The sequence below is a fragment of the Desulfocurvibacter africanus subsp. africanus DSM 2603 genome (assembly GCF_000422545.1).
GTDB classification, from domain to species: Bacteria; Desulfobacterota; Desulfovibrionia; order Desulfovibrionales; family Desulfovibrionaceae; genus Desulfocurvibacter; species Desulfocurvibacter africanus.
The window spans coordinates 297,868-312,403 of the sequence record NZ_AULZ01000002.1; the positions used below are offsets into that span (position 1 = coordinate 297,868).

12 protein-coding genes are annotated in these 14,536 nt (G+C 60.5%); 8 read left to right on the plus strand and 4 right to left on the minus strand.

Translation table 11 applies throughout. From position 1 onward, the window contains the following. Positions 1–83 precede the first annotated feature (83 nt). From H585_RS0103585 to H585_RS0103595, 3 genes are all read right to left on the minus strand, one after another. Positions 84–467, minus strand: coding sequence for a hypothetical protein (locus H585_RS0103585; protein ID WP_027366786.1), 384 nt, complete (start codon positions 465–467; stop codon positions 84–86). Between the two features lie 136 nt (positions 468–603). Then, positions 604–1,182, minus strand: a complete 579-nt coding sequence (locus tag H585_RS0103590; RefSeq protein WP_027366787.1) for a FlgO family outer membrane protein — start codon at positions 1,180–1,182, stop codon at positions 604–606. Between the two features lie 141 nt (positions 1,183–1,323). Then, entirely contained in the window at positions 1,324–2,148 is an 825-nt protein-coding gene (locus H585_RS0103595) for a purine-nucleoside phosphorylase (RefSeq protein ID WP_027366788.1), read from the minus strand. 123 nt (positions 2,149–2,271) lie between these two features. On the opposite strand from H585_RS0103595, the gene H585_RS0103600 reads away from it, so the two are divergent. The 7 genes from H585_RS0103600 to H585_RS0103630 all read left to right on the plus strand — a co-directional run bounded on the left by H585_RS0103600 (position 2,272) and on the right by H585_RS0103630 (position 9,466). Then, positions 2,272–3,027: a motility protein A gene (locus tag H585_RS0103600; protein WP_014260306.1), complete on the plus strand. Its 756-nt coding sequence runs from the start codon at positions 2,272–2,274 to the stop codon at positions 3,025–3,027. After that, the gene (locus tag H585_RS0103605) at positions 3,017–3,766 is read left to right on the plus strand and encodes an OmpA/MotB family protein (protein WP_005984824.1); all 750 of its coding nucleotides are present in this window, start codon (positions 3,017–3,019) and stop codon (positions 3,764–3,766) included. The genes H585_RS0103600 and H585_RS0103605 overlap by 11 nt, the downstream gene beginning before the upstream one ends. A gap of 16 nt (positions 3,767–3,782) precedes the next feature. Continuing rightward, complete coding sequence (locus H585_RS0103610) at positions 3,783–4,181, plus strand: PilZ domain-containing protein (RefSeq protein ID WP_014260307.1); 399 nt, start codon at positions 3,783–3,785, stop codon at positions 4,179–4,181. Between the two features lie 446 nt (positions 4,182–4,627). Further along, a complete protein-coding gene (locus tag H585_RS0103615; RefSeq protein WP_005984783.1) occupies positions 4,628–6,043 on the plus strand; it encodes an ATP-binding protein in 1,416 nt (471 codons plus the stop codon). Positions 6,044–6,155: 112 nt separating this feature from the next. Continuing rightward, positions 6,156–8,408, plus strand: coding sequence for a carboxyl transferase domain-containing protein (locus tag H585_RS0103620; protein ID WP_014260308.1), 2,253 nt, complete (start codon positions 6,156–6,158; stop codon positions 8,406–8,408). An 18-nt stretch (positions 8,409–8,426) separates the two neighbouring features. Beyond that, positions 8,427–9,074: a hypothetical protein gene (locus H585_RS0103625; protein WP_014260309.1), complete on the plus strand. Its 648-nt coding sequence runs from the start codon at positions 8,427–8,429 to the stop codon at positions 9,072–9,074. Positions 9,075–9,109: 35 nt separating this feature from the next. Further along, positions 9,110–9,466, plus strand: coding sequence for a hypothetical protein (locus H585_RS0103630; protein ID WP_014260310.1), 357 nt, complete (start codon positions 9,110–9,112; stop codon positions 9,464–9,466). A 325-nt stretch (positions 9,467–9,791) separates the two neighbouring features. On the opposite strand, the gene H585_RS0103640 is transcribed toward H585_RS0103630, so the two are convergent. Then, the gene (locus H585_RS0103640) at positions 9,792–10,337 is read right to left on the minus strand and encodes a BON domain-containing protein (protein ID WP_027366790.1); all 546 of its coding nucleotides are present in this window, start codon (positions 10,335–10,337) and stop codon (positions 9,792–9,794) included. A gap of 338 nt (positions 10,338–10,675) precedes the next feature. On the opposite strand from H585_RS0103640, the gene H585_RS0103645 reads away from it, so the two are divergent. Beyond that, positions 10,676–14,239, plus strand: a complete 3,564-nt coding sequence (locus H585_RS0103645) for an FAD-binding and (Fe-S)-binding domain-containing protein (protein ID WP_027366791.1) — start codon at positions 10,676–10,678, stop codon at positions 14,237–14,239. Positions 14,240–14,536: the final 297 nt, after the last annotated feature.

Consider the following 14,536-nt stretch of genomic DNA (forward strand, 5'->3'; position numbering starts at 1 on the left):
TTCAGGCCAATCCCGCCGGTAAGCGTAAACGCTTTCGCTGTCAACTGGAAAGTATGGCACAGCGTAAGCGCAGTACTTATGGCTTACTGCTTCATGCGGGTCATGCACTCCAGGCGCAATGCTTCCAGGTCGCGGTCCATGTCAGCCTGTCGCTCACGGCAGAAGTCGAGATAGGCTACATAGAGCCCGGCCTGCGCCATCTGGTCGTTTTCACAGGCGGCATGCAGACGCTCGGCGGGCATCTCGTCCAAGACCTTGTCCACGAAGATACCGATCCACTTGGCGAAGAACTCACGCGGCGGCGGGGCAATGCCTTGAGCAAAGGCGTCCAAGGTTTCGTCATCCAGGGATTGGCCCACGGGGAACATGCAATCCAGCATGTCCCGTCGTTCTTCGTGACCCATGCTGGGCGCGACCATGCTCATAAGGGCCTTGAGCAGGAAGCTTCTCAGTGCGTCTTTATCCATGCGGCCTCCGCGAGATGCCATTGAAGATTGCGGCCATGCAGGAACATATGCAGTTTTTGCGCTGTATGGACAAGTCTGGTTGAAGAAAAAGGCCGCCCGGCTGACGCTGGGCGGCCTGATGTACAGCTATGGGCGGCTAACGTCTGGCCGCTGTGGAGAAGGCTGTCTTGACCGTGGGATCCAGGCCGGCATCTCCCCATACGCCCGGTATAAGGGCGCGCAGATTGGAACTGGCGGGCAGTTCGTAATCGTAACCGGCAATGACGGCCGAGTCCTTCAGGCGGATAACGCGCGCGTTGACGTAGAGCACGTCATAGGCCGTGGTGTAGGAGCCCACGAGTCGGGCTTTGCCGGGAACCTCCGTCTGGGCCTCGTCCGGGTTGGCTAGGCGCTTGGAGACGGGGTTGAAGCCATGCTGGGCCAGCTTGGAGGATATCTGTTCCGGGATGAGTTTGCCCAGGGTCGACTCCTTACTGGGATCGCCCAAATAGATGAAGTCGGAGATGATGATGCCGTCCCCTTCCACCAGTACTTCCTCCAGGGCGTCGACCATGACGTTGGCGGCGCGATAGTTGGCGTCCACCAGGCAGGTGCGGGCCGAACATTCGCCTCGGGTGAAGGTCTCGCCGATGATCTTGGCCTGCTTTTGCGAGCAGGCGGCGAGAGCCAGGGCCATGAATAGAGGGAAACAAAGCAATACGCTGAAAAGACGCATGCGGGCATCCTCGGTTGTCGAGTAAATCGGACGCGGCCGGAATGCGCATCCACCTGCAGCTCTCTTCGGCCATCCGGCGGAAATGTTTAGTCCCGATTACAGGAAAACCACAGTAAAGACGATGCGCGCCAGTGCGAGCCTTTAAAGGGCGACAATGACAGCCGAGATCAATCGGCTCATGGCCTCGCCGCTGAGAGCCGCCATGGCCAGGATCTCCTCCAGGCTCGTCTCGGCCATGCAGTCCGGAAGATTTTTATTGGTCAGGCAGGAAATTCCCAGCAGGCGCAGTCCCATGTGCCGGGCGGCGATGGCTTCCAGGACCGTGGACATGCCCACGGCGTCGGCTCCCAGTCTGCGGTAGGCCCGAGTTTCTGCCGGCGTCTCGAGCTGCGGCCCGGGAACCTGGATGTAGACGCCGCGCTCCAGGCGGATACCGAGCCGCAAAGCCTGCTCCATGGCCAGTGCGCGCAAGCCGGGATCCCACACGGAGCTCATGTCCGGGAAGCGTGGTCCCCACGCTTCCGTGTTGGGGCCCGTGAGCGGGCTGACGCCCGTGGCGTTGATATGGTCCGTGATGCACATGAGCGAGCCTGCGTCACATTGAGGGTTGATCGCCCCGGCGGCGTTGGTCAGCACGAGTGCATCCACTCCCAGGCGGGCCAGGACGCGCACGCCGAAGCAGACTTCGGCCGGGGAGTAACCTTCGTACAGGTGAAAGCGGCCGGAGAGGGCGAGCACGCTTCGACCTTCGATGGTCCCGCAGATCAGGGCTCCGGCATGGCCGGGCACCGTTGATTTGGGGAAGCCGGGTATCTCTGCATAAGGTATTGTGCATGCATTTTGCAAAGAGTGCGTCCAGCTACCCAGGCCCGTACCCAAGACAACGCCCGCGCGGACAGGGGGCGTCAGGGATATTCTGGCGCGGAGATATTCCGTGGCGGCTTCCACTAATTGTTGATTTTGCATATCGACATCTTTGTATGTTAGAGTCTCAGTACCGGTTGGCCATAGGGACGATTCAGCGCACCCGCATCTTGATAGCGGCCATTCGCAGGCAGCTCAACCAGTAAATGCAAGGGCGTAGAGCAGATGGATATCGCAACACTGGGCGGATTGATCATCGGCCTGACAATGGTCGGTGGCGCGATTTACATGGGAGGGGATTCATTTCTCTTCATCAACCTTCCCAGCATTCTCATCGTCATCGGCGGCACGCTGGCGGCCATCTGCGTAGCCTTCCCCTTTGAGGAAGTGCGCCAGGCCATAGCCGCGGGTTTCAAGGCTTTTGCCTCACGCAAGGTCCGGCCTCAGGAAGTGGTCGATATCATGATCCGCGTGGCCGACATCAGCCGGCGTGAAGGTCTTGTCGCTCTGGAGAACATCCAGACCGAGAACAAGGTGCTCAAGAAGGCCTGTCAGCTCATTGCCGACAACGCCGACCCGGATATCATCCGTGACACGTTGCGCATCGAAATTTCGTCCATGAAGCGCCGCCACCGGATAGGTCAGGAAGTGTTCCGCAAGTTGGCCGGTTTCGCGCCCGCTTTCGGTATGATCGGAACGCTCATAGGTCTGGTGCAGATGCTCGCCCGCCTGGACGACCCCAAGGCCATCGGCCCGGCCATGGCCGTGGCCATCATCACCACTTTTTATGGCTCGGTTCTGGCCAACCTGATCTTTCTGCCCATTGCCGGCAAACTCAACGCCCGTACGCTGCAGGAAACTCTGCACATGGAGATCATTTTCGAAGGCGCCAAATCCATCCTGGAGAACAACAACCCCAGGCTGGTGTACGAAAAGTTGTCCTCCTTCATAGCCCCGCAGGAGCGTCGGTATGACCGATGAGGAACTGCAAAACCGACCTCTGGACTCGGATGACGAAGAGTCCCAGGATAACTCGTCGGATTGGCTGACAACATTCGCCGACCTGTCGCTTCTGCTTCTGTGTTTCTTCATTCTGCTCTTTTCCATGTCCAATCTGGACCTTACCAAGTTTACGGACTCGTTCCAGGCCGTGCAACTCGCCTTGCAAGGCAATAAAAAGGATCTATCCTCGTCGCGCATTGTGCGCGACGAGCAGGCAGTGCTTATCGATCAGGTCAAGCTCCAGCGCCAGATCATGGAGAACCAGCGCAAGCTGTTCACGGAAGTGCAGTTCTATCAGAATACCAAGGGCCTCAAAGGCGTGGTAGGCGCGCATTTCGACAAAGGCATCATCACCCTGCGCGTGCCTTCGGACGTCATGTTCGCCCCAGGCCAGGTGGAACTCACGACCCAGGGCGTGGCCGTGCTGCGGGATCTCAAGGATCTGCTCATCAAACACGCGGACCAGCGTATCAACATACGCGGTTTTACCGATGACGTGCGGCCCTCGGGCAATTCCCGCTTCAAGGATAATTGGGAAATATCGGCCATGCGCTCGGTAAATGTCTTGCGTGTGCTCATGTCCTTGGGCATGGAGCCCACCAGGCTTACGGCCACGGGCTTGGCCGACCTGGAGCCTCTGTTCCCGAACAACAGTACGGAGAATCGAGCGCGCAACCGGCGGATTGAGATTACGCTGGAGAAACGCGTCGGCGGATGATGACAGGGAGGTAGTTATGGACTTCAAGTTAGAGATACCTGACGGCGATAATCAGCGCGGAGCCTTCAGGACTAGAATTCCCGGGCTCAAGGCCAAGCTGCAGGAGACAGGCGTCAGTTTTGATGTCAAGGACCTGAGTGCGACGGGCATTGCCTTGCTGGCTACCGTCGAATCCAGGCTCAAGGAAGGCACCACTGTCACCGCGGATCTGATGATCGCCGGCAAGCCCGTGCTGATCGGTCTCAAGTCCAAGATCGTGCGCCGTATCAACCAAGATATTCTGGCTTGCCAATTCGTGGAGTTGGATAGACGCCAGGAAGCTAGGCTGGACAAGCTGGTGCTGGAATTTCAGAAGCGTATGATCGCTCAACGCAAGGCCAAGCAGCAGTCCAAGTCCGAAGATAAGCTGGGTTAGAGCATTTTGCTTTTGAAAATGCTCTGCAAGCCGCGCGTCGGCATGGGTTGCCACCGCGTAGGCGTAGGCGCAATACACTTGCGCCGTCATCGCCGGAGCGGGCGTCTTAAAGGCAATCTGCTCTAGGATCAGACTGCCAAACCAGTGCGAGGCCGATCACGGCTTCGCGAATGCTTCCGGCACATGGCTGTGCAGGGCCGATGATTGACCTTTCCGGAAGCATTCCGAGAGAATGCCAAACTAGCGGGCTTCACCCCAAGCGACTCTGGAGGGCGGATCCGTTTCGGCCTTGGGATCGCTCCTGCACCGTTGGCATGAAAATGTCCGCATCCAAGCTAAATCCAGGGCGGCTGGCATGTGGACTATTTACGCTTTGCGACATATAAGGGCCTCCTTGTTCGAGGTGTGAAGTATCTGCCCGCATAAGAAAAGAAGGATTATTTCGCGTGGTTGCGAACACTCATAAGGTTCTTATCGCCAATCGGGGCGAGATTGCTATCCGAATTGCCCAGGCTTGCATGAAGCTCGGGCACAGGTTTGTCTGCATCTATACAAAGGAAGACCACCAGTCGGGCCATGTGGCCTTGGCCAAACGGCACGGCGGACCCAAGTCCCTGTACCGAGTCAACTCCTACCAGGACGCCAACGAGCTCATGGCCGTGGCCGATGACGCCCGCGCCACGGCGATTCACCCCGGCTACGGTTTCTTCGCCGAGGATTTCCGCTTTGCTCGCAGAGTGAGTGAGCGCGACAATCCGCTCCTGTTCCTGGGGCCGTCCTGGAGGGTCATCCGCGAGTTGGGCGATAAGATCAACACCAAGCGGCTTGCCCGCCGCCTCGGTGTGCCAACGGTTCCCGGCTCGGATCGGCCCATCTATGACGAGATGGAGGCCGAGGAAATCGCCGAGAATCTGTTCGCCTTCCAGGCCGAGCAGGGCATCGAGCGGCCCGCTGTACTCGTCAAGGCTTCGGCGGGTGGCGGCGGTATGGGCATCGAGGAGTTGGACCGCATCGACCACTTCCGCAATGTCTTCCGGCGTATCCGCAACTACTCCAAGCGTCAGTTCCACGACGAGGGCGTGCTCATCGAGCAGCGCGTCTTTCGCTTCAACCACCTTGAGGTGCAGATCCTGGGCGACGGCAAGGGCGAGCCGGTGCATTTCGGCACGCGCAATTGCTCGGTGCAGTCCACGGGGCGCCAGAAGCGCATCGAGGTCGCGCCGGGCTTCGCGCCAGGCGAACTCGGCTACAGCTTCGACGCGGCCAAGGTGCTCACCGACATCACGCGCCACTCCCTAAGCATGGCTCGTGAAGTGGGCTATGACAGTGTGGGAACCTGGGAGTGGATCGTGACCCCCAAGGGCGACCCCTTCCTCATGGAGGTCAATACGCGCATCCAGGTGGAGAACGGTGTCTCGGGCATCATCTCCAAGGTGCGCGGCAACGGGCCCACGGATCTCATTGCCGAGCAGTGTCGGGTCGGGCTCGGCCAGTCGATAGGATATGCCCAGTCGGACATCGAGTTCGACGGTGTAGGCATTGAATACCGCATCATTGCCGAGGACCCGGATAACAGGTTCGCGCCCTGGGTCGGCCGCATCGACGAATTCACCTGGCCCGAGCAGCCTTGGCTGAGCGTGTATACCCAGGTGCCCACGGACGAGCCCTATCAGATTCCCACGGAGTTCGACCCGAACCTCGCCCTGGCCATTATCAAGGGCGACGATCTGGCACAGGCCAAGCAGCGTGGCCTCGAGTTCCTGGACCTCCTGGTGCTCAGGGGACAGGACCGCTCCGGCAGCCCGCTCAAGTCCAATCTCGATTTCCTGCGCAAGAAGACCATGAACTTGCTCGAGTTCTAGGGTTGATTCGCGCCGGCTGAGAGGACAAAAACGGCATCCACCATGCAACTTCCGGCGTCCATCCCAATCGCCCTCCAGGGCGGATTAGTGATGAGGACGCGTCGACGCTCATATGGACATCGAAAAGAGAACACAGCAGCTTAAAGACCGCCTAGCCTACATCAGGGATATCTTCGGGCCCAAGCAGAACGAGAACATGGCCATGCTTGAGTCCAAGCTTGGCGAGTTCCTGGCCAAGGAGAAGGACCTGACCATTCCGGAGCAGGTGCGCCAGGTGCAGCAGCTCGAGGATATTTTCTCCTTCCTGGAGAATAAGCTCGACGCCGAATTGGCTCCCATGGACAAGGTGCGCATCGTGCGTCATTCGCAGCGCATCTGCCTCAAGGATATCCTTGAGAACGTCTATGACAACTACACGGAGATCGGCGGCCAGGACGAGTACTCCATTGATCCGAGCATGCTCATCGCCAGGGCTTACATCAGCCGTCGCGTGGGGAATAAGCTGGTCAACCAGCCGGTCATGGTTATCGGTCAGGAGAAGGGGCACGGCCAGGAGTTCCGCAACGGCGGCTCCGTGAAGCCCTGGGGTAACGCCAAGGCCCTGCACTACATGAAGGTCGCGGAAACCGAGAACATTCCCATCCATACCTTCGTGTTCACTCCCGGCTCCTACCCGATCGAGGATTATCCGGGAGCGGCTCAGCAGATCGCGCGCAACCTCTACGAGTTGGCCGCGCTGCGCGTGCCCATCGTGGCCGTGATTTCCGAAGGCGGCTCCGGCGGCGCCGAAGCCATCGGCCTGGCCGATACGCGGCTCATGCTTTCCCATGGCTATTACTCGGTCATCTCGCCCGAAGGAGCCGCGGCTATCGAAGGCAGACTGCGCCAAGGCCAGCGCGCCGAGCCTGAGCTTATCGATCGTTGCGCCCGTCAGCTCAAGATGATGGCCGAGGATAATCTGGCCGCCGGCTACATCGACCGCATCGTGCAGGAGCCTCCCTTGGGCGCGCGGCCCGAGCACTACGACTTCTTCAAGAACCTGCGCGGCGAGCTTATCTGGGCCACCAACCAGTCTGTGCTCAAGGCCAAGGGTCTGCAGCTCCTGCGCGCCAACGAGCTTAAGCGCGTTGCCAACAAGCGAGGCGTGGAGGCCGAATCCATCTTCGTGCGTTGGAGCTTGTCCTCCAAGGCCAGGGATAACCTGGTCTGGCGGCGTTACCAGAAGTTCCGCAACATGGCTCAGCACGCTTACGTAGACAAGCGTACTTTCTCGCAAAAGACGGTATCCGCTGCCCTGGACATGCTCTGGGCCACGCATTCCTTCTTCCGTTACGAATTTCTAGGCAAGCGGCACAAGAAGCTCAAGCGTTGGCTCGAGGACTTCCAGGCCGAGGCCCAGGTGCTCACGGACAAAGTGTCCGCGCCGCTTTCCGGGTTCATGCGGCTAAATGGCAAGAACGAATCCGAGGCGGTCAAGCAACTCACGGAGCTGTCTTGCCCGGACAATGGCATCTGTCTGAACGACGACCAGTGGGTTTACTTGAGCCCCAAGGCCCGTGAGGACGTTAGCGTGACCTGTCCGCGCGCGGACAGCCATGGCTGTCTGGACCTCTGGGCGCCTGACCTGTTCGGCGACTTCGCCGGCGTATGCAGCTACTGCGGATACCATTTCCCCATGGAGCATCAATGGTATCTGTACAATGTCTTCGATCAGGGCTCCATCTACGAGTTCAACGCACGCATCGAGGCAGGCAATCCCCTGAACTTCGAGGGCTTTGACGAGAAGCTCGAAGCGGCCAAAAAGAAGATCGGCCAACGTAGCGCGTGTATGACCTTCGAGACCAGCATCCAAGGCGTGCGCATGGTCTGCGCCATGCTCATGGGAGCCTTCCGCGGCGGCAGCGTCGGGGCGGCCGAGGGCGAGAAGTTCATCCGCGCCGTGGAGCGGGCCAAGAAGAAGCATTACCCGCTGCTGGCCTACGTGCACGGCACTGCGGGCATCCGCATCCAGGAAGGCACCAATGGTGTCATCCAGATGCCCCGCTGCACCATGGCCATACGCGACTACATCGACGAGGGCGGCCTGTACCTGGTGCTGTACGATACCAATTCCTACGCAGGTCCGCTGGCCAGCTTCCTTGGCTGCTCGCCCTACCAGTTCTCGGTGCGCTCGGCGAACATCGGCTTCGCCGGCCCAGGCGTCATCAAGGAAACCACGGGCGTGGACATCCCCCCGGACTACCACCAGGCACATCAAGCCCTGTCTCGCGGGCACATCCAAGGCATTTGGGACCGCCGCGAGGTGCGCAAGAACCTCTATCAGGCCCTCTTGACCATGGGCGGCCGCAATCTCTACTACAGGTAAGAAGGCGGAGAAGAAGTGATGGACGTCAAGGCGCTCCTGGAGGAGATCAAGGCCTCCCCCTACGAGGAGATCGAAATCCGCGCCCCGCATACGGGCGTTATCGAGTTCGCGGTAAAAAACGCCGGCGGCAAGGTTTTTGGCCCCGCAGGTACCTGGAAGGAAAAGCCGGGCACGCTGCTGGCTCATGTCACGCGCGAGCGTAACAAGAAGCCCATTCATGCGCCGCAGAAAGGCGAAATCAAGGATATAGCCCAGGATCTCTCGGGCAAGTTCGTGGAAGCGGGCACCAGGCTCATGACCCTGCGGCACTTCCTGTCGCGCGACGAGGTCATCGAGGCCATCCTCAAGAAGACTCTGCACCTGGTCACCGCGCCGGAAAAAGCCAAGTACTACTTCGTTCCCGAAGTGGACCAGAAGATCAAGGCCTCGGGCATCCGTTCGATCAAGGTGACGGACGGCATGGATCTGTTTATCATGTCGCGCATGAAGCGCGAGGCACTGGTCAGTTACAAGGGGCCCGAAGGCCAGATATACTCGGCCTATTTCGCCTATGGAGAGAACATCGACAGCGGACAGCCGCTGATCGGCGTCTGCCCCGGTGATCAGTTTTCCATGATTCAGGAAGTGGTGGCCCAGGTGCGTAGCGAGTGGAAGGAAATCGACTGATGCGCGCCGCCTGAAGGGCGGCCGAGGAGGCGAACATGGGCGAGGTGCTCCAGGTGCGGGTCATGGCCCAGACGTACAAGCCCGAGAGCGTGGAACGCCGCTGGCCCACGCTTTCAAAGCTGGCTTGGCCGGCTCCTTCGCCCGCTTGGCCGCACAAGGGGGTCATGGAGTTGCCCGAAGCTTTGTTCGAGCAAATCTCCCTGGGCGAGTGGCCCAAGGACAGGCAGGAAGTCCTGCGTGGTCCCGTTTCCGGGTTATTGGGCATTCGCGGCAAGCTTTCCTCGGCTCTGGCCGACTGGAAACCCCAGGAAGCCGATGCCTTGAGCTATCAGCTTGAGGAAGCCTTGGACGAGCTGGAAAAAAGAGCCGCCGAAGCGTTATTGAGCGAGTGAGAGGCTGGCAGGCTGAATCCGAGCGCTGCCGCCTACGTGTATAGAATTCATCGAGCGCACGGCCACCACATGCTGAAGGTGGCCGTGCGCATTTCAGATCAGATCGCAGCCCTCATGTGCTGCGCTTTTCAATTCATGCCTGCCGTATTGTTGCCCGCCATTGTCACCTGACGGCCCTGCACTCGGGCCGTGCTCAGTCGAACCTCGTTACTGACGAATTATGTGGCGGAAGCTTCGGGCCAAAAGGCGAGGTCGATGAGGTACGAGGTCGACATTTCCCTATCGGTCAGCTTGCGTAACGCTGCAAGCCGTATGCATGCCCGATCTACCTGACCACGCGCAGCAGCGATTTGACCTTTCGAGCCTCATCCACGGTCTGGACTTCGGACAAGAGCTTGGCTTCCGTCTCCCTGCTGTCCACCTCGCCGGTTAACACCACGACACACTGAAAGACCGTCAGGTTGACGCTGTGGGGCGCATCCTTCCCGTCCGCGTCCAAGGCTGTCAGCACTCGGCTTTGGATGCGTGCGTTGTCCAAGGATGAGCAGACAGGCTGCTGGGGCTTGGGCAGCACATAAGTGGTCACGGAGCGGACGTCCTGCACGGATTTGGCGAGAGTCACGACCAGGTCCAGCTCTTCGGGGCTGCCGGCTTCGCCCACGAGGTAGACATGCCTGCCATAGGAATACGGCTGGATGTCCAGGAACGTGATCATTTCATTCTTAAGATAGCGCGTGGATATTTCTGCTACAATGCGCTCGTCCACCGCCTGCGGCGATGGCGGCTCCTCGGATCGGAACAGGGCCGGCATAGCGCAACCGGTCAGAAGGAGCAGCACGGCTGCCAGGCAGCCTGTTAAAGCCGGAATCATGGTCGCTCCATCTTTCGTGTATAGATCAATCACGTGGTAGATTTAAATGTTTCCCCAAAAGCGCCTGCCGGCGTGCCGAGCAAGTGATACTCTCCTAACGCCGCACAAGGACGAGCACTTATTGGGGAATGACAGCAAGATTCGTGACAGTTACTGCCGTCGACGAGCCTTACACCAGCGCAAGTGTTTAACCTGTCTGGATAAGCATTCGGATGCCGATGCTTGCACATGGTAGACCAGATGCGCGAGTACTTTGGCTTGTCAATCGCCGGTTGAGGATTTATTCTGATATCTTTCCTTAAGCAACAAACTCGCGCCATCTGCGCAGCCAAATAGCCATGCCCAAGAAAGGTCCGCATATTTCCATTCCCGAGGAACGCCTCGTCCCCAGGGTTCTCGGCCTGAGCCTGGAACAGTTCGCCCAATGGCCCGAGTCCGTCCGGGAATTGGGGGTGGAGCTCGCCGCGGAGCTGTTCCTCGTACGCTGCAATCCCTTTATCGACGCGGCCCTGGTGCGCCAGAGCGTGGGAGCGAGGCTGACCCGCAGTCTGCCCACTTTGTCGGGCGAATATCCGCACATGTTCCGCGAGGCCGTGAACACTTTCTGGCGCGGCTATGACGAGGACCAGTTCATCAAGAATGAAATCGTGCGCCGCCTGGAGGCCTTGCTGCCGCCTGAGAGCATGGTCCATGAGCCGGGCAGCCTCATCGAGACGTCCACCGATGCAACGGACCTGCGCATGGAGCTGCCGCTGCTCATGGTATCGCCGCAGACCACGGCCGAGGTTCAGGCCATCGTGCGACTGGCTGGCGAGATGGGCTTCTTCCTCGTGCCGCGCGGCGGCGGCACGGGCCTGACCGGCGGCGCAGTGCCCGCGTTGCGGCGCACGGTCATTCTCAGCCTGTCGCGCATGAAGACCATCTATCCGGTGGACACGGAGAACAAGGTTCTCTGCGCCCAGGCCGGCGTGCTGACCCTCAACGCCATAAAGGCGGCCGAGAAGGCCGGCCTGCTGTTCACCGTGGACCCGGCGTCCAAGGCCGGCTCGTCCATCGGCGGCAACATCTCCGAAAACTCCGGCGGGCCGTTCGCCTTCGAGTACGGCACCACCCTCGACAACATCCTGTCCTTCAAGCAGGTCATGCCCGACGGCAGCTTGGTGGAGGTGCGCCGCAAGGATCACCCGCGGCACAAGATCATGCCCGGCGAGTCGGCCGTGTTCGAAGTGCTGGACGAGTCCGGCGGGCTCCTGCGCACCGTGACCCTGAGCGGGGACGAGATTCGCGGGCCGGGCCTGGGCAAGGACGTGAGCAACAAGTTCCTGGGCGGCTTGCCCGGCGTGCAGAAGGAAGGCGTGGACGGCGTCATCGTCGAGGGCTGCTTCACCCTGTATGACACGCTCAAGCTTTCGCGCACCCTGTGCCTGGAGTTTTTCGGTCGCAGCATGCACAACGCCATGCTCGTCATCAAGGACGTAGTGGGCCTGCGTGACCGCATTCGACAGGAAGGCGACCTGGTCAAGATCTCCTCCCTGGAGGAGTTCAACAGCAAGTACGTACAGGCCATCGGCTACCAGAAAAAATCCGCTCGCTATGAGGGCGAGCCGATCTCGGTACTCCTGCTCCAGCTCGACTCCGACGATGCGCAGGCCCTGGATGCCGCCGTGAGCGCCATCGTGGACCTAGCCGAGCCCTACGAGGGCGTGGACATTTTCGTGGCCCGCGACGACAAGGAGGCCGAGCACTTCTGGGAGGACCGTCACAAGCTCTCGGCCATCGCCAAGCGCACCTCGGGCTTCAAGGTCAACGAGGACATCGTCATTCCCCTGGAGGGCGTGCCGGTCTTTTCCGACTTCCTGGAAGATTTGAACCTCTATTACATGGCGTATGCCTACCGCCTGGCCCTGCAGGAGGCCGGCAAGCTGCCTGGCCTGGACCTCAAGGACAAGTCCCTGGACCAGGAGATGATCACGTCCATGAAGATTCTGCGCGGGCAGCTCTCGGCCAAGGACATGACCGAGCAGGAGCTTGAGATCCGCGCGGCGCTGTTCTTCCAGGACCTGGAGAATCGTTATCCCAAGCTAAAGGAGCGGCTGGCCCAGGTCCTACACGACATGCGCGCCACGCGCATTGTCCTGGCCAGCCACATGCACGCGGGCGACGGCAACTGCCACGTGAACATTCCGGTCAACTCCAACGACCCGCAGATGCTCGCTCTGGCTTACGAGGCAGCCGGCAAGGTCTTCGAGAAAGTCTTGTTCATGGGCGGCGGCGTGTCCGGCGAGCACGGCATCGGCATCACCAAGATCGCCTTTCTGCAGGAAGAGAAGATGGAGGCCCTGCGACGCTACAAGGCCGTGGTGGACCCCAAGGGCATCATCAATCCAGGCAAGCTCGTCACGCGCGAGATGGCCGTGGAGCCCTACACCTTCTCCTTCAACCGGCTCATCCAGGATCTGGCCAAGACCGCCTTGCCCGACAAGGAGCGGCTTATCAAGCTCCTGTCCGACATCCAGGTCTGCACGCGCTGCGGCAAGTGCAAGCAGGTCTGCCCCATGTACTACCCGGAGAAGGGCCTGCTCTATCATCCGCGCAACAAGAACATGACCATCGGCGCCCTGGTGGAGGCCGTCTACTACAGCCAGATGCATGAAGGCCGTCCCGAGCAGCGACTGCTGGACAGCCTGCGCCGGCTCACGGAGCACTGCACGGCCTGCGGCCGCTGCGCGAGCTGCCCGGTGAAGATCAACAGCGCCGACGTGACCCTGTTCATGCGCGCGTTCCTGGATGAGAAAAAGGCCGGCGGTCATCCCATCAAAACCAACGTGCTGGGCTGGCTGGCAAAGGAGCCCGAGATTCGGGCGCCCATGGCCGCCAAGGCCGCGGCCGTGGGCCAGAACCTGCAGAACCGCATGGTCGGGCTTATGCCTCCGCGCTGGCGCGATCGGCTGGCCAACCCGCTCTTTTCCGGCAAGGGGCCGGAAGTCGACTTCCGCAACCTGGCCGAAAGCCTGCACCTGAATCGGGGCTCCATCTTTGCGCCAGAGTCCCTGGAGGACGGCCGCGATGTGCCAGAGGCGGTCTTCTATTTCCCCGGCTGCGGCGCGTCGCTCTTCTCGCGCTCCATCGGCATGGCCTCGCTCTACCTGCTCATCCGCTCGGGAGTGAGCGTAATCCTGCCGCCCAAGCATCTGTGCTGCGGCTATCCGCTGCTCTCCCAGGGCATGGAGGAGGCCTATCTGGTCAACCAGGACCGCAACCTGCCGGTCATTCGCTCGGCCCTGCGCGAGGCCAAGCAACTCGGCTTCTTTGCCAACACGGTGCTGACCTCCTGCGGCACCTGCCGCGAGTCCCTGCAGAAGTACGGCGTCGAGATGATCTTCGGCCTGAATGTGCGCCATCTGGATGTGACCCAGTACCTGCTGGGTAAGCTGAGCCTGAAGGGCAAGGCGACCGGTCCGCTGCTCTACCATTCCGCCTGCCACGCCGAGTGGAACGGCTTGGCCCCGGCCAAGTCCGGCGAGGCCTACCGCAAGGGTCTGGCCGAGCTTACCGGAACCAAAGTGCATCTTTCGCCTGGGTGCTGCGGCGAATCGGGCCTGGGAGCCATGACCTCTCCGGCCATTTACAACAAGCTGCGCGGACGCAAGCAGGTCCAACTGGCCGAGGACCTGGAAGGCTGCGCCGATTGCCAGGTCGTGGTCGGCTGTCCCTCATGCAAGATGGGCATTTCCCGCTGCCTGCTGGGCATGGAAGGGCAGGCCGCCCGGCGCGAGGTGCTGCACGCGGTGGAATACCTGGCCAGACTTGCCGGCGGACCCGACTGGCGTACGCAGCTCCTGAAGAGCCTGGCAAAGGACCCGGAGCGTCGCGGCCTGCGCATCGTCAGGAACCTGGATTAAACTTCGTCTTTAAAGTGCCGTGAGGAGGGCGTCAGCCCTCCTCGCACGCACTCCCACCGCCAGGGTGCAACGACTCCCGCGCGGTATAATTCCTTGCTCCGTTTACCATTACCCGTCCGGGAACCGGCCTGCAAAGTCGACGTGCGTTCCGTGTTAGCTCTGCCGCGAGTTGCGGCATGGCACGCGCATCGTTTTGCGCGCCTTTAACATGAAGGAGGCCGTCCCGTGACTCTTAGAGCATTTTGCTTTTGAAAATGCTCTGTAAGCCATGCGTCGGCATGGCTTACCGCGAGCTCC